At 56.6% G+C, this 20,233-nt stretch carries 18 protein-coding genes and 1 pseudogene; 12 read left to right on the plus strand and 7 right to left on the minus strand.

Annotation, left to right across the window (positions count from 1 at the left end; genetic code table 11):
* Positions 1–360 precede the first annotated feature (360 nt).
* The 4 genes and pseudogenes from RB_RS28745 to RB_RS24105 all read left to right on the plus strand — a co-directional run.
* A pseudogene (locus RB_RS28745) lies at positions 361–705 on the plus strand (ATP-binding cassette domain-containing protein); the annotation flags it as partial.
* A complete protein-coding gene (locus tag RB_RS28750; RefSeq protein WP_423816349.1) occupies positions 694–1,221 on the plus strand; it encodes an AAA family ATPase in 528 nt (175 codons plus the stop codon). The pseudogene RB_RS28745 and the gene RB_RS28750, both read left to right, overlap by 12 nt.
* Positions 1,222–1,223: 2 nt before the next feature.
* The gene (locus RB_RS24100; RefSeq protein ID WP_011123325.1) at positions 1,224–2,552 is read left to right on the plus strand and encodes an ABC transporter permease; all 1,329 of its coding nucleotides are present in this window, start codon (positions 1,224–1,226) and stop codon (positions 2,550–2,552) included.
* A gap of 199 nt (positions 2,553–2,751) precedes the next feature.
* Positions 2,752–3,216 carry a hypothetical protein gene (locus RB_RS24105; protein WP_231845941.1) on the plus strand — a complete coding sequence of 155 codons (465 nt, stop codon included), beginning with the start codon at positions 2,752–2,754 and terminating at the stop codon, positions 3,214–3,216.
* 115 nt (positions 3,217–3,331) lie between these two features.
* Here the strand turns inward: RB_RS24105 and RB_RS24110 are convergent, their stop codons facing one another.
* Complete coding sequence (locus tag RB_RS24110; protein WP_007333356.1) at positions 3,332–3,589, minus strand: hypothetical protein; 258 nt, start codon at positions 3,587–3,589, stop codon at positions 3,332–3,334.
* Positions 3,590–3,601: 12 nt separating this feature from the next.
* On the minus strand, positions 3,602–3,841 hold the full coding sequence (locus RB_RS24115; RefSeq protein ID WP_007325592.1) for a hypothetical protein: 240 nt from the start codon (positions 3,839–3,841) through the stop codon (positions 3,602–3,604).
* A gap of 73 nt (positions 3,842–3,914) precedes the next feature.
* Between RB_RS24115 and RB_RS24120 the strand changes: the two genes are divergently transcribed.
* Positions 3,915–5,168, plus strand: a complete 1,254-nt coding sequence (locus RB_RS24120) for a prenyltransferase/squalene oxidase repeat-containing protein (protein WP_164922440.1) — start codon at positions 3,915–3,917, stop codon at positions 5,166–5,168.
* Positions 5,169–5,176: 8 nt separating this feature from the next.
* Complete coding sequence (locus RB_RS24125) at positions 5,177–5,983, plus strand: hypothetical protein (protein ID WP_011123328.1); 807 nt, start codon at positions 5,177–5,179, stop codon at positions 5,981–5,983.
* Positions 5,984–6,082: 99 nt separating this feature from the next.
* On the opposite strand, the gene RB_RS24130 is transcribed toward RB_RS24125, so the two are convergent.
* The 3 genes from RB_RS24130 to RB_RS24140 all read right to left on the minus strand — a co-directional run bounded on the left by RB_RS24130 (position 6,083) and on the right by RB_RS24140 (position 9,336).
* The gene (locus tag RB_RS24130; protein ID WP_231845944.1) at positions 6,083–7,291 is read right to left on the minus strand and encodes a helix-turn-helix domain-containing protein; all 1,209 of its coding nucleotides are present in this window, start codon (positions 7,289–7,291) and stop codon (positions 6,083–6,085) included.
* Positions 7,292–7,369: 78 nt separating this feature from the next.
* Entirely contained in the window at positions 7,370–8,566 is a 1,197-nt protein-coding gene (locus RB_RS24135) for a cysteine desulfurase family protein (protein ID WP_011123330.1), read from the minus strand.
* A complete protein-coding gene (locus RB_RS24140) occupies positions 8,563–9,336 on the minus strand; it encodes a hypothetical protein (protein ID WP_164922441.1) in 774 nt (257 codons plus the stop codon). Before RB_RS24140 ends, RB_RS24135 begins: the two co-directional genes overlap by 4 nt.
* Before the next feature lie 97 nt (positions 9,337–9,433).
* Here RB_RS24140 and scpB point away from each other — a divergent pair, with 97 nt between their 5' ends.
* The 5 genes from scpB to RB_RS24170 all read left to right on the plus strand — a co-directional run bounded on the left by scpB (position 9,434) and on the right by RB_RS24170 (position 15,253).
* Entirely contained in the window at positions 9,434–10,897 is a 1,464-nt protein-coding gene (scpB, locus tag RB_RS24145; protein ID WP_164922442.1) for an SMC-Scp complex subunit ScpB, read from the plus strand.
* A gap of 523 nt (positions 10,898–11,420) precedes the next feature.
* Entirely contained in the window at positions 11,421–11,816 is a 396-nt protein-coding gene (locus RB_RS24155; RefSeq protein ID WP_164922443.1) for a response regulator, read from the plus strand.
* A gap of 72 nt (positions 11,817–11,888) precedes the next feature.
* Positions 11,889–13,652: a GspE/PulE family protein gene (locus RB_RS24160; protein ID WP_007325582.1), complete on the plus strand. Its 1,764-nt coding sequence runs from the start codon at positions 11,889–11,891 to the stop codon at positions 13,650–13,652.
* An 81-nt stretch (positions 13,653–13,733) separates the two neighbouring features.
* Complete coding sequence (locus RB_RS24165) at positions 13,734–14,897, plus strand: type II secretion system F family protein (RefSeq protein ID WP_011123336.1); 1,164 nt, start codon at positions 13,734–13,736, stop codon at positions 14,895–14,897.
* A complete protein-coding gene (locus RB_RS24170) occupies positions 14,894–15,253 on the plus strand; it encodes a competence type IV pilus major pilin ComGC (RefSeq protein ID WP_007325580.1) in 360 nt (119 codons plus the stop codon). Before RB_RS24165 ends, RB_RS24170 begins: the two co-directional genes overlap by 4 nt.
* Here the strand turns inward: RB_RS24170 and RB_RS24175 are convergent, their stop codons facing one another.
* A complete protein-coding gene (locus RB_RS24175) occupies positions 15,254–16,003 on the minus strand; it encodes a hypothetical protein (protein ID WP_011123337.1) in 750 nt (249 codons plus the stop codon). It abuts the gene before it with no gap.
* A gap of 385 nt (positions 16,004–16,388) precedes the next feature.
* Positions 16,389–18,194 carry a sensor histidine kinase gene (locus RB_RS24185; RefSeq protein ID WP_164922444.1) on the minus strand — a complete coding sequence of 602 codons (1,806 nt, stop codon included), beginning with the start codon at positions 18,192–18,194 and terminating at the stop codon, positions 16,389–16,391.
* 322 nt (positions 18,195–18,516) lie between these two features.
* Here RB_RS24185 and RB_RS24190 point away from each other — a divergent pair, with 322 nt between their 5' ends.
* A complete protein-coding gene (locus RB_RS24190) occupies positions 18,517–20,025 on the plus strand; it encodes an SHD1 domain-containing protein (protein ID WP_011123341.1) in 1,509 nt (502 codons plus the stop codon).
* Positions 20,026–20,233 lie beyond the last annotated feature (208 nt).

Below are 20,233 nucleotides of genomic sequence, written 5' to 3' on the forward strand. Positions count from 1 at the left end.
AAAATTGCCGAAATGCGGTATTAGAAAACTGCACGGCCTTTGCGTTCGGGAGGGTGATTACGACCTCGCGAGCACGGCACTCGTGAACAGCACTGCCTTTGCTGCTGCGGGGAGCGGCTGGAGGAGCCAGTTTGGCGTTTCGGGGCGTTGATCGAATTGGCTAGGATGAATCGGCGATGCTGTATTCGGTTTCGCGATTTGCCGTTCTTCCTCCGCAGGGAAACAGGAACTTTGTCCGCTCCCGCCCCGCCGCAACCCATGGCAGCTGCTGATACCGCGGCCATCTCGGTCGATCGATTGATGAAGTCGTATCGTCGCGGTGGCAAGGATCACGCCGCGCTCAGCGGGGTGTCGTTCCAGCTTCGACGTGGCGAACGATTGGCGTATCTGGGGCCAAACGGTGCCGGGAAGACGACGATGATTCGTTGTCTATCGGGAAGAGCCAAGCCGGATTCGGGCAGCATCACTATGCTCGGCGAACCAATCGATGCCGCGTTTGTTCGCGATTCGTTGGGATTGGTGCCGCAAGAGATCGCTTTGTATGAAGACCTGACCACGACGGAAAACTTGGCCGCGTTCGGTCGGTTTCACGGGCTGCGCGGACGGGTGTTGCGAGACAAGATTCAGTGGGGATTGCAGTGGACCGGGCTGGCCGATCGAGCCAACGATTTGGTCGGAACGTTTTCAGGTGGCATGAAACGCAGGGTCAATTTGGCGTGCGGCGTTTTGCATGAACCCGAGGTGCTGTTGCTGGACGAGCCCACCGTGGGGGTCGATCCTCAAAGTCGACAGCGGATCTTTGCGATGTTGGCGGAATTAAATTCGGAAGGAACATCGGTTTTGTTGACGACGCACCACTTGGACGAGGCCGAAAGCCAGTGTGATCGGATTGTGATTGTCGACCACGGCAAGGTCGTTGCGACGGGCACGTTTGAAGAACTGGTTCGGCAAACGATTGGTGGCGATCGTGAGGTGACCGTTCGTCTGGATCAACCACTGCGTGGACATGGGAACGAACCTTTGGCGGTAACAGGGTTGAACGTGACCGCTCGGCCAGGCGAACGTGTTGTGACAACGAAGATGGTGGAGGTCGCGATGGGATTGCCTCGATTGATCGATGCTCTCAGTCAGGCGGGCTATGGCGTGCAGGACGTCGAGGTCCAGTCACCGACTCTACACCACGTGTTTCTTCATTTGACCGGCCATGCACTGCGGGACTGAACATGGTCTGGAAAGTCATCGAAATTCACTTGCGTCGCTTGCGTCACAACCGCATCGAGTGGTTGCTGACGTTTGTGGTTCCGATCGCGTTCTTCAGCATCTTTGCGTTGATTTTCTCTCGCGGAGTGGGCGGGACACCGCGGGTGAAGGTGGCGTTGGTCCGTGATGTCTCGGCTTCTGAAGAAGCCGGTTCAGGCTCCACATCGTTGACTTCGCTCCAGTGTGACGAAGTGATTTCGACTCTTCGTGAGAGCGAAGGCCTGCGGTTGGTTCAGGACAGCGACGAATACCCTGCCTTGGATCGGGCGGCGGGAGAAGACTTGGTTCGCCGCGGATCCGCAACAATTGCAATCGTGCTGAGCGAAGACGGCGAAGAGTTGTCCGCGGAACTGCTCAATGATGCATCCGATCAAGTCGCCAGCCAAGTGGTTTCGGCGTTGGTGATGCGAGCGATGTTGATGGCAAAAACAGAGCAGATGCAGGCCAGCGTCGCGCGCGGCGGTCCGGGATCTGCTGGTGCGATGCCAACCACCGCGAGCGAAAATGATGCAGCCGGTGTGAAACAGGCCGATTTCGAACAACCGCTTTCAAGCGACACGATCGAGTCCGTACCCAGTGAATCCATTCGCGGCGACGAAGTTGCGGCGATAGCGGATCGTTCGGCAGCGGAGTCGTTGATGACGCCGCCGGAAGTGAAGGTCGTCAACGTGATGGGCGAGGATAAAACCAACCCGGTGATAAGCGTTTATGCGGCGGGGATCGCGGTGATGTTTCTGTTGTTTGGCGCGACCAGCGGTGGTGGCGTGTTGCTGGAGGAACGTGAGAACCAAACGTTGGAACGATTGCTGTCAACTCAAATGACGATGGATCATTTGTTGCTCGGCAAGTGGTTCTATCTGACTCTGCTCGGATGTGTGCAAGTCACGGTGATGTTCGTGTGGGCTCAACTGGTCTTCGGTTTGGATTTGCTCGGCAACCTGGACGGTTTCGTGATGATGACGTTGGTAACGTCCGCCGCGGCGGCCTCGTTTGGATTGTTTCTCGCGACGTTGTGCAAAACTCGTGGTCAGCTGAATGGTTTGTCCGTTGTTGCTGTGTTGACGATGAGTGCGCTGGGCGGATCGATGGTACCGAGGTACGTGATGAGCGAAGGGCTGCGGGAGGCCGGGCTGTGGACCTTCAATGCCTGGGCACTGGATGGTTATGACAAAGTGTTTTGGCGTGAGTTGCCGCCGAGTGCACTGCAGCCGCAGTTGACTGTGCTGATGGCGACCGCGTTTGGGCTCCTGGTATTGGCTCGTTTGCTAGCAATTCGCTGGGAAACTTCTTGAGAACTTCTTCGTAATCGGTGCCGATAGCACGGTGTTTTTGCCTATCGTGACTAAACTATTGACCTTTGGTTGATGCATGTTTGGCGCGTCGTTTGCGGAAAATGCACGGGCCAATCTCGGCGATTCTCAAGACAGCGATCGGGTGCAGGTCCCCGTTGTCTCTCGTATCCGAACACCTTTGCAGCGATGGAATCCCATCATGACCGAGAAACTCTTTGCGAACTTGCGATCACTGCGCCGAGGATTTTTGCACTCGCCGACGACCCAGGATCGGAATGCTTCTGCGGTGGATGGTTCGGTTTTGATCCATGCCGGCGATGTTGCGTCCGCAACTGAGAACGCCTGGAAGTCAGGTGAGTGGAAACCCGGTGATTGGGCGATCTATCGCAAGAGCAAGCGGAGCAAGGTTCCGGGGCCGCGAGCGTCGAGTGTGAAGCCCAACTTGAAGGGCGAGACCTACAATTACGTGGTCCAGAAATTTTGGATGGTCGACGAGGTCCATGCCGATGGCACATTGACCATGCGAACGACTCGCGGAAAGACGCATCGAGTGCCCGCGGATGACCCCAACCTGACTCGCCCGAACTGGTTCGCTCGACTGCGTTGGCGCGAGCGATTCATGGCGATTGAGAACCAATTCGGAAAATCGACCTACGCCGCTTGAGTCGGCTGGCGGCGACCTTCGGCCCCTGGCGGTGATCCTCAGCCCAAACGCTGGTGTTGGGCGATTCGAATTCGGGCAAGATGCGCGGACCAATCGAGGTCGGCCAGCGGCAACGCTACTTGGCGATTTTCTCTAGCAGTGCGGCCACGGCAGCGGGATCGTCCGATTCACGCAATTCTTCGATGCGAGCTTCGGGGACACCGACCTTTTCCAGGTGGCTGCACAAACGCTTCCAGACGGTCGCCCGTTTCTTTCCCTCGCTCAAGTAAAGCTCCGTGACGGCTTCTTGAGCTTTCTGCAATCCAATGGCATCCCGGTTCTGATAGTAGTTCCGGATGATCTTTTCTTGATGCGACGTGCGATTGGGAGCCATGGGCGAGCCTGCTTAGCGTTGGTTTCGTTTTTCTTCCGCACGAGCCGCTTGCAATGCGGCAGCTTCGCGGGACAGTTTGAACTCCGGACCAGCCGGGAAGTACTGCACATCATCCTGCAAATAGTGTGGGCTCGGAAGGGTTTGGCCGTTCAGCGAAACCTGGCATCCGGTATTGGTCGCCAACAGGGCCGCGAAAGCCAATGCGCCGATCGTTCCGCGTGTAATCCACTGCGTGTTCATCTTGTTTTCCATCGTTGTACGCCCCAACGCGTAAGGTTTTCGGACCGAACGGCTCACGCAACGAGAGCCCGTCTGCCTGAAATCGGTGACAGAATCGTTATCGGCGGAAGAACCGGAAAACCTTGACATGATTCGAGAAAAAGGTTCGGGAGAGTTTCCCACCGGCGGGGTTCCAACTGTCCCCACGGGTGTCACGCGAGTTCCACGCCGCACGCGAATCCGGCGTGACTCCCGGTCGACGATGGGGCACAATGGGAACATACACACGAACCACACGGGTAAGACATTGATGTCCAACATGATTGATCGACGCCGATTTCTGCGAGCCGGTCTGGCTGGAGGCGCCGCGATTGCCGCCGGAGCCGGCTCCGTACGCCCGGCACACGCCGCTGGCCGAGCGAAGTGGGAAGAGGCCATCCAGCGTGGCTTGGAATGGCTCAGCAGCAAGCAGTCGTCCCGTGGTCAGTGGAATACCACCGTCTACCCGACGGCCATGGCGGCTTTGTCAGGCACGGCCCTGATCGGCAGCGGCAGCACGACCACCCAAGGCCCCTACGCTCGTCAAATTGCACGAGCATCGGATTTCTTGATCAGCAAGTCGCGAAGCAACGGCTTGATCGGCGATCCCCAAACCGATTCGCGATACACCTACGGGCACGGCTTTTCGATGCTGTTCCTGTCTCAGGTTCTGGGTGAGGAAGGGTTGCTCGATCGCCGGGAAGAATTGGTTGATGTATTGGCCAAAGCGGTTGAGTTCAGCGGCAATGCCCAAACTGAGGCTGGAGGTTGGGGGTACGTCTCAGCCAAAGAAGGCAACGATTTTGATGAAGGCAGCACAACGATCACGCAAGTCCAAGGTTTGCGTGGATGTCGCAACGCCGGGATTCCGGTCAGTGGCGAAGTGATCGACAAGGCGAAGGAATACATTTATCGCTGCAAGAATCCCGATGGCGGCATCAGTTACAGCAGTCGGCAAACCGGCAGCAGTCGTCCCGCAATCACCGCGGCGGCATTGGCGGCTTTGTACAACGCGGGTGACTATGACAGCGAACATGTGCCGGACATGCTGAAGTACAGCAAAGAAACGCTGCACGACATCAACAACGGGGCTCGCGCCTTTGGCCACTGGCACTACACGTATCTGTACTACAGCCAAGTCGTTTATCGGCAAGGCGACGAGTTGTGGTTGCCATTCCGCGATCGGTTGTACGATCGAATCGCGGCGGAACAAAAACCGGACGGATCGTGGGAGGGACAAATTCATCCGGTCTATGTGACCGCGTGCAACCTGATCATGCTGCAGATCGATCGCGGATTCCTCCCGATCTACCAACGCTGAGGCTGACGATGGATTTGGAATCGTTCAGTCAACGCGTGCTAGAAATATTGAAACGTCACTTTCCCACCGAAGGGTTTCGGGCGGGGGAGGAACTTGGTGTGCTCACCTGTGGCGAGTTGCAGTTTGGGCTTTCCAATTTGTTGGCTCAACATCAGCAGGCGGGGTTCACCGACGAAGAATTGGACGAAACCGTTCGCGTCACGTTCGAGCGAATGCTGGAAATGGTCCGGACGGCCGACAAGGTCTTGCCCGAGACGTGGGAAGAGGCCAGGCCTCGTCTGCGTGTGCAGCTTTGCCGCAGTGACATCGAGGCGCTGCGCAAAGCGATCACGTTCCCCTTTGCCAGCGACGTCACCAGCTGCGTCGTGGTCGATTCACCTCACGGTTATGCCTACATTCGCCCCGAGGATGCCGAACGTTGGGGCCAATCGGTGGTGGACCTGATCGAGGTCGCAAAAGAGAACCTGTTGGCCGATTCACTGGATTGCCCAATGGGCGTTGTCGAAGGACCGCCAAAGTTCATCGCGATCCAGTCCGGCGATGGCTACGACGCCGCACGAGTCTTGTTGCCGCAAATTCGCGAGCGTTTGATTCAGGAATTGAGCGATGAGTCGGATGATCCGGACGTGGAGCCTGCCGCCATCGTGGGCGTGCCCAATCGAGATTTCTTGATCGCTTGGTCGGCTCAGCTTCCCGCCGATTTGCGAGAGCAGTTGGCTCGTACGGTCGCGGAAGACTCTCGCCGCCAATCACACCCGTTGTCGGAGCAGACGTTCCGCATCACCGCCGAATCGATCTGGCCGATTCATCGTTAGGCCTGGGGTACGACGGACTTCCAAGTCCGTCGAAAGCTGTTTGTACCGACGGACTTGGAAGTCCATCGTACGGGCTTTCAGTCAGGTCCAGCGGCTCAATCAGTTGGAAAGCTTTTCCATGATCTGATCGGCGGAACGTCGCAGCAAAACATCGTCGTCGAGTGACCCGTCAATCTTGCGAATCGCATGCAAGACCGTTGAGTGATCTCGGCCGCCAAAGGCATCGCCGATCTGAGTCAGGCTGTCTTCGGTCAGTCGGCGGGCCAGCCACATTGCCAGTGAACGGGCCCGGACGATGTTCTGACGACGTGAGCCGCTGCGCATGTCAGCGGACTTCACACCCAATTGCCGAGCCACGGCGGTGGTGATCGCTTTGATTGAAATCGATTGCGAACCGCCGGCGGTTTCAATTGCTGATTGGACCGCATCGGCGCAGATGGGTTGTTCGTGCATCCGGCACCACAACGCGACTTGCTTGATCGCCGATTCAAAAGCGCGAACGGTCGATTCCGCTGGCAAACCCGCATCGAGCAATGACAGTGCCTCTGGTTCAACATCGGGCAAATGAGCCAACATCAATTCGCGAAGGATCGTGCGTCGTGTATCGCCGGCGGGCGGATGCAGCGTCACCGTCAAACCGGGAAGCGTACGGCTGACCAAAGCCGGCCGCAGCCCGCGAACTTCTGACGGCAATCGTCGACAGGTGACGATCGTTAAACGACCCTCTGCATCGCGGGCTTCCAAACGTTGAGCCAATTCTTCCTGAGCGGGGCCTTTGTCCGCGATCAGATGCAAGTCATCCAGGACCAGGATCGGAACCGTGTCCAGCTTTTCACGAAAGCGCGGCATGTCCTTCGAGTCAATCGAAGAAGCAAATTCGCGAGCAAAGTCGATGGCCGGTTGGTAGAGGACGCGGCTGGACAGGACTCGAGAGGTCACACCGGATGGTCCACCTTGCGCGGTGTCTTTGTCCATTTCCATCGCTTCCCAAACGTTGCTGATGCTCATCCGTTTGGAGAGGTGCAACGCCAGAGCGGTTTTGCCCGTGCCCGGTTGGCCGACCAGCAACATCGGCCGGGAAATTTCCAACAAGGTCTCGATCGGGTTTTCGCAAACGTAGCCCGCCAACCGATTTTCATCGCCGCAATAAAACAGCGGGATGATCGGCCGAACGACTTCGCTATCGCGACGACGTCGACGAAGCGACGGACGTTCGAGCGCGAAGGAGTTGACGTTGGGAGGCGAAGCGACCACAGCAAATGGCAGTGAACGAGTGGAACACGATTGGACGACGCGTGAGGCAGTCAAACAGGAGCTGATCCGATGCCGTGCGTCCGGCCGAATCTGATCACCCCGTTCCACTTTAAATGGAACAGTCGTTCACCGCTATCCTTTTTCAACCGAGTTATCCACAGTTGAAAAGCCTTCTGCCTTCGAAAATTGGCGAGAAATCAGCTCAATCGCCCGATCAATTTCGGCTTCCGTGGAAAACCGCGAAACGCTGAATCTCAATGCTGAATCGACCAGTGATTTGGACGCTCCCATCGCCAGCAGAACGTGGCTGGGCGGGCTGCTTCCGCTGCTGCACGCCGATCCGCTGCTGCAGGCCACGCCGGCCATATCGAGCGACATCAGCAGGCTTTGCCGATCGGCACCCGGCAGCGATAAACAGGTCGTCGATGGCAAACGTGGGGCCCGCTCGCCATGGATCACCAAACTTGGGTGTCGACGTACCAGCTCCGATTCCAGTTTGTCCCGCAGGGCCGTCATGTGCTCGGCAGCGCCAGGTTGTTGCTCACATGCGAGACGAATGGCTTCGGCGGCGGCGATGACGAGGGCGACCGGTTCCGTGCCCGGACGCGTACCCAATTGCTGCTCGCCGCCACGCAGAGCCGCTCGAACGTCCACACCGGCATCCAACCAAAGGAATCCGACTCCCGTGGGCCCGTGCAGCTTGTGTGGCGTGATCGTCGCAGCCGAGACTCCCCAGGCGGTCAGATCGACCGGCACCTTTCCAATCGACTGAGTCGCATCGACGTGCAGCGGCACGCGAAATTCGCGGCAGATGTCCGCAGCGGCTCGGATTGGCTGGATCACGCCGGTTTCGTTGTTGGCGGACATGATCGAAACGACCGAGACCCTTTCTGGGGAATTGCCCGATTCGGTCAAGCGATCCAGCGTGCTCCGCAGGGATTCCAACTGGATCACTCCGTCGACATCAACGTCGACCCAGCCCACTTGGCGACCGGTTTGCTCTTCGGCGGCAGCGGCGGCGACGACGCTGGGGTGTTCGATTCGGCTGATTACGATCGCACCGTCGGGCTCACCCAGACCCGAAATCGCCAGGTTGTTTGATTCGGTGCCACCGCTGGTGATCAGCAGACGTGGCGCATGGACGCGTGACAGGTCACTTCCCAGGCAACGGCCGATCAGATCCGTGGCGGCTTCCAGACGGGATCGAGTTTGCTGGCCGAGACGATGTTGGCTGGACGCGTTGGCGGGCGTTTGCGAAAAAGCCTCTGCCAAAACACGAGCGACCGCGGGATCGATGGCGGTCGTCGCGTTGTTGTCGAGATAGATCATGTTTGTCCAACAGGATCGGCTGTTTGGCGATCTTTCTTCAAGGATTGCAGTTCGGGATTGTCGGGCGATTCTTCAAGGGCTTCTGCGAGCAAAGCGTCGGCCAATTCATCCCGCTGGGCGTCTCGCATGTCACGGATCAGGCTGACGTATTCTTCCGCCAAGTAATCCGACACGACGGTTTTCAAGGTGGCCACATCCTCGACATCACGCGTCAATTCCATCAATCGCGGGATCAGGATGTACAGCTCGCGATCGGCCAATTTGTCGATTGTGGGCCAGAACTGTTTGGCGAGCTTGGGATTTTTCTTGCTCCACTGCTTCCAAACCGCGGTTCCGTCTTCCATCAAACGAAGATGATCGACCAGCAACGCAGGATCTCGCGGCTCAAGTGACTGCATGCCGTGCTTGATTTCAACCAGATCCCACCGAGTTGGGATGCTGTTGGGCATGACCAAGGTCTTCGATTGGGTGAGGTATCGAGCCGTCTCAGGGGTCGTGCTGACTCGGCGGATCGGCGTGATCTGCCAATGGACCAGCGGGATTTCGTAAAACGAAAATCGGCGGGTTTGGAAGTGTTTGGGGGCGAACTCGGTTCCTTCCACGTAGCCAAACATCTGGATCGCGACGAACAGCAGTCCGGCGACAATCAACGAAGAAAGCGAAATCAGCAGGATTCGGTAGCCGGTCGCCAGACGCTTTCGCGGCCGTTTGGACTGGGGCGATTGGGCGGCGGTGGAGCCTGAGGATGGCGTGGCGGAGGTCGCTGACATCGTTGAAATATCCCGGCAGACGTCAAACAAACGGTTTGGTAGGTTCGCGACTCGTTATCGTTCGTCCCGAAGCCCCTTTTTTCCAAGCGTAACAAAGATGAATGGGTACGCCACACCTTGGGCGAGCGGTCGGACGATTGCCAACACAATGCGACCGACCCCGATGGCGGCATCTTGGTCCGCTCCGACGCAGGGGCAACTGACGTCCGAGCAGCGTTCCTCGGCTGCCCGAAAACGCCTGATGGCGGCCAATTCGCTCTCAACGGGCCCACAATCCAACCATGACAACCCGAAGCGGGTGGCAGGTTCGGATGACATGGCAACGGCTGAGATCGATCTTTCCCAAACGGATAATCTCGTCGACGGTCGCGAATCGTCCAGTTCGGACGCAGGGGAATCCTTTGATCCCGAAGACCGTGCCGCCGCCCGAGCGAGGATCGAAGCGGTGCTGCTGATCGCGAAATCACCGCTGAATTACCGGCGTTTGGCGGCATTGGCGGATGTGGAAGATGCAACCTCCGCGCGGACGTTGGTGGGGGAACTGAACGAACTCTACGAGCGTTTAGGACGTGGGATCCGAATCGAACAGGTCGCTGGTGGCCAACGGATGATGACTCGGTCGGTCGTGGCACCATGGCTGCGCCGACTTGGTTTTTTGGCTCCAGCGATCCGGTTGAGTTGGCCGATGATGGAAACGCTCGCGGTAGTGGCCTACCGCCAAGACGTCACGCGAGCGGATGTAGAAGCCGTGCGTGGTGTCGCGTGCGGTGAAATTCTGCGACAGTTGATGCAGCTGGATTTGGTCCGGATCAGCGGTCGCAGTGAAGAGCTTGGGCGGCCCTACCTTTACGGGACCACCAAACGTTTTTTAAAAATCTGCGGATTGGCATCGATAAAGTCGCTTCCGCCGATTGACTGGCACGCATCCTGCGATGATGTTTCTCAATCTGCCGACGGCGAAGTTGAAAACATTGCCGACGAGTTGACTGCCGACGAATTGAAATCGAGAGATCACTCTCAACTTGAATCCCATCCTCGCCGTGAATCTTCGGACGCTGAAACTTCGGATACGAATCCTTCAGAAACCGAGCATTTGCACCCCACCAAGGAGTCTGACGTGAGTGTCGCCGCGATCGAAACTCTCGCCACTGAATTCACCGTTTCCCTCGACGCCGATCAGTCCGGTGCCGTGGCCGTTTTGGATGCACCCGCATCCGATGCGGATGCTGCATCGTCGAACGATCCTTCGGCCGTGATCGAAGACGAAGAAGACGATCTGTACGAGAACGGCTACGAGCTCGACGACGAAGAAGACGATGACTTCGACGACGACGACTGGGATGACGACGACGAGGACAGTGACGACGACGATGATGAGGATGAAGACGACGAGGACGAAGACGAGGATGATGAAGACTCGGACGACTCCGATGATGACGACGACGATCTCGACGGCACCGACGACTGGGAAGAAGTCGACGACGATGAAGCCGACGAAGATTGGGACGACGAAGATGAAGAAGACGACCTCGATGAAGAGGAAGAAGAGTGGGAAGACTGATCGTCTTTGCTGCATCCTCTCTTTGATCGACTCGTCCGCTCGCAAATGAAGTTGGCAAATAGAACCGTCCGTCGAATCACGTCGACGGTACGTGCCGCTTCTTTCATTCGATCTTGAACGCACCGCGATGACGCGCGATCTCTGTGCGTTCTGCTTCCGTCTCCGGCACCGCTTCGATTTCTGAAGCCTCAGTTCTACGAGGCCCGTCGATCGAGCTTGGGTTCCCAACGCGGAACGCTTCTATCGCCGCCACGCTCGGCTTGATTGTTCATCAGCACGATCGAGACGCGTACGTTTCCATCGATGTGTTCGCTTCGATGCAATGTCGAGCTGTCTGCCGTCAACACATCCGGTTGCAACGGTGCTGACGATTGCGCCGGTGATCACACCGATGTTTATTGACTGCTGATGCGTGGAAGCGGCATTCACACGCTGGATGAGGTGTTTTTTCAACATCGTGCAATTGGTGACCTACCTTTCAGACGGTAGCTGTCCTTTTGTATCGCAATCCTTGCGTGAATCCATGTTTGAAACCAATCAAGCCAAACTTCTGATGGTCGAGCCCGAGTTGGTCTTGGCCGAACTCGCAACTTTCCGTTTGGAGTTGTTGGGGTACCGATTGGAAGTTGTCAGCAGCGGTGCGGAGGCATTGGATCGCCTGCGTCACGAGCCGATCGATTTATTGATCCTGGATACCAAGTTGCCCGAAGGCGACGGGTTGGAATGGCTGACCGAATTGCGTTTGGAATTCAAAGCCGACCAAGTCCCCGCACTCGTGTTCTCGCTTGACCCCAGTCTGGAAATGGTCCGGCGAGCTTACTTGGCCGGGGCTCAGGATTACTTGATCACTCCATTTGATCCGACCGTGCTCGAAGAGAAGGTTCAGCGTTTGTTGCCTTCTCATGCAGAAATCGTTTGATCAGCTGACGTTGCTGGTTACCAAAGCATTCACTTCCCTTCCATTTCTTAGTCTTCACGACGGACTCGCACGATGAAACGCATTGGCGACATTTTGGTCGAATTGAATATTCTGACCAACGAACAAATGGACGCTGCCTTCGCGGGGAAACCACGCGGAGTGATGATTGGCGATTGGTTGGTGCGGCAATCTCTGATCAGCAATGCGCAGTTGGGTGCCGCGTTGTCCGAACAGTTTTCGGTGCCCTTCGTCGACATTGATTTCTCCAGCGTCAATCCACAAGTCGCACGTCTGTTGCCCGAAGACTTCGCTCGTTCACAAGCTTCCGTCGCGATCGATGTCAGTGACCGAATGCTGACGCTCGCGATGGTCGCTCCTGACGATATCGAAACCATTGCCGAAGCCGAATTGATGACCGGCTACAAAATTCGTCCCGTTGTGGCATTGGAAGACGACGTTCGCGATCTGCTCAACCGCATCTACGATGATCGTGCTTTTGCCCGTCAGACCATCGTTGACATGAAGTTCGCCGAGATGGCTGAGTCCGGTGAAGTCACCGAAGAAGACGAACTAGCAATGTCGGCGGTCAGCCAAGAGGACGCGCCGGTGGTCAAGTTGGTCCAAGCAATTCTTTCGGGTGCGGTCTCGGCCGGTGCCAGCGACATTCACCTCGAACCACACAAGCCCGAGATGCGGGTTCGTTACCGAGTCGATGGCGAATTGCAGGTCGTGATGACGATCCCCAACCATATTGAGGATTCCGTCATCAGCCGTATCAAGGTCATGGGTGACATGGACACGACCGAAAATCGTCGTCCACAAGATGGCCACCTGACGGTGTATGAAAACGGCAAACGAGTGGGTTTCCGTATCAGCGGCATCCCAACCGTCGACGGTCAAAAGTTGGTGCTTCGTCTGCTTGACGAAGGCGGGCAAACATTTGACTTGGCCGGCATCGGAATGCCACAACGCGATTATGAAACGATTCGTCGTGTGATCGATAAACCGCACGGAATGTTTGTGGTCACGGGACCAACGGGTAGCGGGAAGAGCACGACGTTGTACGCCGCCCTGCAGCACCTCAACGACGACGATCGCAACATCGTGACGGTCGAAGACCCGGTGGAATATCGTTTGCCGGGAATCAACCAAGTCCAAAGCGACAACGAATTCGGAATGGGGTTCGCCAACGCACTGAAGTACATCATGCGACAGGACCCTGACGTGATCATGTTGGGTGAAATTCGCGATTGTGAAACGGCGACCACCGCGGTCCAAGCGGCTCTGACGGGACACTTGGTCATCAGCACGTTGCACACCAACGATGCTGTTGGCGCGGTGCAGCGGTTGGCCGACCTTGGCGTCGACAATTTCAAAATTGCTGGTTCATTGTTGGGAAGCGTCGCTCAGCGACTGCTTCGATGTGTTTGTGAAAACTGCAAAGTCGACGCGCCCGCCAACTTGAACCTGTTGGATGCACTCGATCCTGAACAATTCGTGCCTCGAGACACCACGTTCGTTCGTGGTGCAGGTTGCAAACGATGTCTCGGGACTGGATTCGCCGGTCGGGTGCCGATCTTTGAGATTATGCCGCTCAATTCAGACATCACCGCCGCAATCGAAGCCGGCGTGCCGAATTCGCAACTCGAAGAGATGGCTCACGCTGCCGGCATGGTGCCACTTCGACGAGCCGGTTTGGAAGCCGCCATCGCAGGCAAGACATCACTCGAAGAAGTGTATTTCAAGACCAGTGGCGACCGTCGCAGCACCAATTCAACGTCGATGGTTGGTGGGCGACGATCCGTCGATCAACCCGTTCCGAGCGCTATCGCCTAAGGATGCCAAGTCCTCAGTCGCTAACCGAATCGCGGCGACCCATTCGAATTTTGCTTTTGTTCTCTGCCTTGGTGCAATCCAATGTCATTCCCTGCTAGCACAACCAATGCAACCTCCTCCGGCGGTGTGATGGGCTTTTTGCGAAAGCTCAACTCGATCGAGGTGGGAGGTCCCAAGCGAGGTGTTCCCAAAGGATGCGAGTCGACTCGCATTCCGCCGGTGCCACTTGCGCAGCTGATGCGGTTGTTGCTGATGTTGCTTCAGAATGGCCTGACGTTGCCGAAGGCGCTCGGCTCACTCGCGATGGACAATTCCAATCGCAAGTACAGCAGCGTTCTGATGCGGATGCGAAGCACCATCATGGCGGGTGGATCCATCAGCGACGCAATGGCACGCTATCCAAGAACGTTCAACAAGATGCAGGTCCAGCAAGTCCGATTGGGCGAGCGCAGCGGTTCGCTGGAGATGGCTCTCTTGCGAGTCTGTGAGCAAGTCGAACGCAAGGTTGCACTGCGAAAACGAATTTTCAAAAAGATCAGCTACCCCGTCCTGATCAGTGTGGCGGGTTTGGGATTGATGATTTTCATGTGCGTGGTCGTCGTGCCCGAGTTTGAAACCGTCTACACCGCCAGCGGTGTGGATTTGCCGCCGGTGACTCAGTTTGTCACGGGAATGAGCCGGTTCATGTTGACCAAAGGGTTGCTCGCATTTCCTTTGGGATTTGTCGCAATCATTCTGTGGATCTGTGGCCGTCGCAATCCACGTATCGCCTCAAAGATGGACGCTGTCTTCTTGCGAATTCCCGTCGTGGGACCATGGCTACGCGATGCTGCCGTGTTGCAGTTCATTGAAGCTACCTCGGCAATGGTTCAGTGCGGATACAAACCCATTGAGGCCATCGAAGTCGCCTCGACCTGCGTGAAAAATCGCTGCGTGCGAAGCGCGATCGAAGACATTAACCATGGCGTGCGCCGTGGCGAAAAGCTGAGCGTCGAGCTTGGCAGGTACGAACGTTTTTTTCCACCAACGTTGTGCCAGTTGATCGGTGTAGGTGAGCAATCGGGCGAGTTCGCTCGTTCGCTTTCGGGCACCTGCGATCACTTGCGCGAACGATTGGAATCTCGAATTGAAGCTTCCGTGGGAATGCTCGAGCCCATCCTTACGATTTCGTTGGCAATCATGATCGGCGGCATGGTGCTGTCGATTTACACGCCGATGTTCCACATGTTTGAAGTTCTCGAATGATGCGTGACTCAATTGCAATCCAAGCATCGCTTCGTCGTCTCTCGCGACGCGGGGCGTTCAGCATTCTCGAGATCATCGTGGCGCTCACAATCGCAACGATGTTTGCGATGACGGGATTGGCGTTCGTGCAAACACATGGCGAGACCGCGAAGTCACGAGCATGCGAAGGTACTCGGTCGATGCTGCAGCGTGATGTCGAGTTGTACGAGCACGAAAACGGGCGTTCGCCTGGGCGAACGCTTCGTGAACTGGCCGATGAAGATTACACCGGCGTGAGCCTGCCGACCTGCCCAACGTCCGGAAACGCCTACGGTCTAGACAATGGGGAGGTCGTCTGCCCCACCCATGGCAAGTGATCAGCGAATTGAAATCGCGGTCTGCAAAGGTCGCAAGACGCTGTCAATCAAGTACTCGTCGACCAAGTCGCGGCACAACTGCGACAATCGCGTGAACTCATCCGCATAGTTTTCCTTGGCGCCCAAGGAATCATAGCGTCGGACCATCATGTAAACGCTGAGCTGTTCCTCGGTGAATTCACCGGTTCGAATTTGGAACGCACCCGTTCGAGATTCAAAACTGATCCGGCACTGAGTCTTGCAGTCTTCGTCCAGCGCGAACTGAACGACCGGTTCATTGGAAAGCAACTTGCCATAGGGCAGCTGCGTGAACTTTTCTAAGCCGGGGGCGATGCCGATCGCTTCGGTCACGATCTCGTTGTGGTTGCCTTTGCAGACAAAGTCGAAACCGAGCATCACGGTCAATGCTTCGCAGTCCAGCGGGCTGACGGACAATTCGTACGGCACCAATTCCAACACAGCTCGGTGTTGCTCGCACGCATCTTCGTAAGTTGATGGGCTGACCATGCCGCTGTTGACTCGCTTGGGTTCAACCGACACCCAGCGATACGATCCGCTGTCTTTCTCCTTTTCTTCTTCCAGCACGTATTCGTCTTTTTCACGCGCATAGAAATTCGCCATCTTAGGATAACGACGCTGGACCTGTTCAAAGTAGTGCAGGACTGATTCGCGACCTTGCGGCAACTCCATTTCGGTGGACAGATTCATGTTCACGTAATATTCGTCGCCGAATGTGCCGTAATCACTCATGTCGTTTTCACTCAATGAAAAGATGGTTGACGGATGAACGCCAGGGAGAAGATCGTTCCGTTGTAGCCGTTGCCGATGACCTCGGCCAGTCACAACGTTTCTTCGTTGACGATCGGTGGATCACTCTCGTTTTCGTCACTGGTTGGGAACGGGTGAACAACAGGCGACGTAGCGGAAGGACGCGAGCCCTCCGGTTCCTCGCCGGGCGGCTTGCGCCGCACCGCTAACATCGTCATTTGTTATTCACGCCTTCCTTAGTTTATCACCGCGGAGTCGGTGAGGAGGCGTCTCGCTGCGTGCTTTGCGCGAATGCGACGAGTTCATGCCTGGCGAAACGCGAATCTCAATGACGCAAAGGGATGATTGGGAGTTCGCGTTTTGTAGTTCACGCCGAATGCGGAACGGCGGCCAAGTTGCTAATGGGAACTTCGTTTTCTTCCATCTCGTGGTCGCTGAGGCGGTACGGCAGGATCACCCAAAAGGTACTTCCTCGCCCCAGTTCGCTCTGGAAGTCGATTTCTCCGCCCAAGAGAACAGCGAGCTCTTTGACGATCGATAGGCCCAAGCCCGTGCCAGCGAATTCGCGAGTCAGGCCGTCGCCATCGAGCACCTTTTTGCTCTGCCGGAATTTTTGAAAGATGATCGGCTGATCTTCGTCGGCCACACCTACCCCAGTGTCCGTCACCGACAATCGGAAGCGATCGTCATGAAGATCGACCACGCGAACGGTGATCATTCCGCCTTCGGGAGTGAACTTGATCGCGTTGCTGAGCAAGTTGTTGAGGATTTGGCCGAGTTTGTTTGGGTCTTGATAAGCGACCGGCAGATCTTCAGGCACTTCCACGGACAGTGAAATGTTTTTGTCTTCGGACAATGACTGGATCATGTCGCACTGAGCGCCGACCAATCGCGACAATTGAAACTCGCTCCGGCGAACTTCCATCTTGCCGGCTTCCACTTTCGCAAGATCGAGAATGTCGTTGATCATCTCCAAAAGAAGTCGACCACTCTTTTGAATGTTGGATGCATATCGACGTTGCTTTTCCGACAGTGAATCGATGCCTTGCAGAACCTCTGAAAATCCGATGATGCTGTTCAGCGGCGTGCGAAGTTCATGGCTCATGTTGGCAAGGAAGTCCGTCTTCAAACGGTTCGCTTCGTAGAGCTGCAGGTTCAACTGAGCGAATTGGTCGACCCGCGCGTCGAGCTCTCGGTTGACGCTTTGCAATTGAGTCTGTGTTTCGGTCAAGTGGCGAAGCATTCGGTTGAAAGCATCGGCCAATTCGCGGAACTCGTCATCGGTTGAGATGTTCGCACGTTGGTTGGTGTCGCCATGCGTGATCGCGTCGCTGACGTCACGCAGGTGCAGCAGCGGTTGCAGCACCAGGTAACGAACAATCGCGTGCAGCACGAACAGCGTCACGGCCACGATGAACATCGCGATCGAAACCACGATGGCTCGAATGCCCGTCATGTCTTTGACGATCTTGTCGTCGGGCATACTGACCCGCTTGACTCGGTACGGCAGTTGAGCGGCGAGCTTGGCGGGATCTTCGTCCTTGGACAGCGAGATAATTTCGCCACTTGGAACATGGCACGGAACGCAGTCGTACGTCATGAAGACAGGTTCGTAGTAGACGTAGCGACCGTTCGTGGGACCGAGCTCTTTGAAGACGGGCCGGTTGGCCGGACCGATCCGGCTCATCGCCGCATCGTCGGCCAAGTCGACGGCTTTGCTCAGGTCGATCGGATCACCGGACAGCAATCGTTCCAGCCGAGCTCGGAATTGAGGTTCGAGGTCTTGAAGCAGTTTCAGTTCGCTCGGTTCCGTCGGCGCGGTCGGTGCGGGTAGGTTTTCAAACGGTTGCGGATCGTCGAGTCCCAAGATGTCGAACTCGATGTCCTGGCTGAGCAACTGCGAACGAAGATCGGCGATCTTCTGCCGCGTCATCTCGAGCTTGTTCTCGGGCAAGTGTTCCGTGTAAGTCGCTGCGGCGTGGATGAGCATCATCTCCGTCGCGGCGGCGTCTCGGGCTTGCTGCTGAGTCGTGCTGCTGACCCAGCGATCGGCGAGCAAGAACACCATGCAAAACGCTCCGCACATCAGCACGACCAACGCCGAGCCAAAGAACAGCAAGCATTTGCGTTCCAGGCTCATCGATGAGAACAGGCTTTGGATGAACCTCAGCATGAGTTTCCAGGGCAGGACTCCGATTCGGTCAGAACGGTCAAAACCGGTTCCGCCAGACGGAGAAGAGTCGGATGGGAAAGCCCCATTTTGCCTAAAACGGAAGGCCGCGACGAGACGAATTGTGCGTTTCGTGCTCGAAGCCAGTCGTTTCAACCGTTTTTTTTGTCATTCCTTGACTCGGAGGGCACAGAGATTGGTCCGTAAATCGCAGCAGAAATGCTTGTTTGCCCCTCCCGGCACAACTAGGATGCGAGACTAATTCACGATCCCATCCGATCACACTTCGCCTCTTGTTTTCCCGCCTTCTGACTCTGAGAATACGATGAATCGTTCCCTTCGCCTTGCACTGCAGTGGACGTTGGTGGTCTGCATGATCGCCATTTTGAGCGTCAGTCCCGCTTCGGCCGGATGGCTCTTGAAGCGAATTCACAGCAAAAATGCTGACTGCTGTGAAATCGCAACGGACACCTGCTGCACCGCTCCAGAGCCCGTCTGTTGCGTTCCCGCTCCGGAACCCGTTTGCTGCGAACCAGCACCAATCAGCTGCGAACCAGCCCCGACCTGCTGCGACAGCGTCGAGATCGTCCCAGCTCCAGTCGCTTCGGATGCATGTTGCGGTTCAGTGGTCTCGCCAATGAGCGAAGGCATCATCATCGAACAACCGATCTACGGTGAATCGACCATCGTTCCCATGGCCGAAGGTCACGTGATCGAAGGCGAAATCATGGAAGCTCCCGCGATGCCAGCGGAAGATTCCACTCAGGTTGCTCCGCCCGTTCCCGCTGAATCTGAAGTCGAGCAGCCTGCCATCGAGCCTCAAGCGGATCCAGCTGCCAATGCGGAAGTTGAAGACCCCATGCCGATCGAAGAACCTGCTGAAGAAGCACCGGTCGTCGAGCCACCGGCTGAAGAGCCCGTGATGGAAGAGCCCGCTGTTGAAGAACCTGTCGCAGAAGAGCCTGCGGTGGAAGAACCAGCCGCCGACTTGTTCCCCGCTGAGGACAACCCGTTCCCACAAGATGCACCTGCCGAAGAAGCTCCGGCGTTCGACATGCCAGCCGAAGATGCACCCGTTGAGGAAGCTCCCGCGGACGACGCTTTTGGCGATCTGTTCGGTGGTGAGGCTGAAATGCCAGCTGAGCCTGCCACACCAGATGTGCAGACACCTGATACTCAATCCGTTGACGATTTGTTTGGTGGCGACGCTGCACCGGCCGACCCCGTGATGCCAGAAACACCAGCGGAAACGCCTGCTGACGATGGTTTTGGCGACCTGTTTGGTGGCGAAGCCGAAGCACCTGCTGACATGCCCGCCGAACAGCCTGCTGACGATGGCTTTGGTGACTTGTTTGGTGGTGAAGCGGAAGCTCCCGCCGAAGAAGCCATGCCCCAAAAAGGAGGCCTGGACGGACTGTTCGATGACGCTGCACCTGCCGAAGATGCTCCTGCCGATGGTGGTGGACTGGACGACTTGTTCGGCGACCCACCAGCCGAAGACACTTCGGAATCGGCCATCGACGATTTGTTTAGCCAAGGCAAACAAAAACTGGCTGATTCGGAAGTCACCCAAGTTGTGACAGAAAAGAAAGTTGCCAAGTCTGTCGATGTCCTGGACAGCACCAAGACTCGTACTTGGATTGACAACACCGGCAATTGGGGCACCGACGGCCGTTTGGTCGAAGTCCGTGAGAACGAAATTCAGATTCTGAAAACGAATGGCCGCACCTGCACCGTTCCGATGGAACGATTGAGCGACGCGGACCGAGCGTACGTCGATTCGATTCGTGCTCAGGTCAGCGAGTTCTTGTTCGCAATGGCCTCGGCCGACTGAGTTGAAAACCTTCTTGTTCGAGCGTGCTCGAGCAAGAAAAATCTCGCCTGAAAACATGAAACGCCTGGCAGCCCGCAAGCTGTCGGGCGTTTTTTGTTTTGGCACTCAAGCTTGGGCCCGACTCAGCCGAATAGAACGGTATCAGCGATTGAATTCGCTTTGAGCAACGAAGAGTCTTCGAGGATGGTCGGGCTTGACGAAAAAGCAC

It is taken from the genome of Rhodopirellula baltica SH 1, from assembly GCF_000196115.1.
In the GTDB taxonomy this organism is placed as follows: domain Bacteria; phylum Planctomycetota; class Planctomycetia; order Pirellulales; family Pirellulaceae; genus Rhodopirellula; species Rhodopirellula baltica.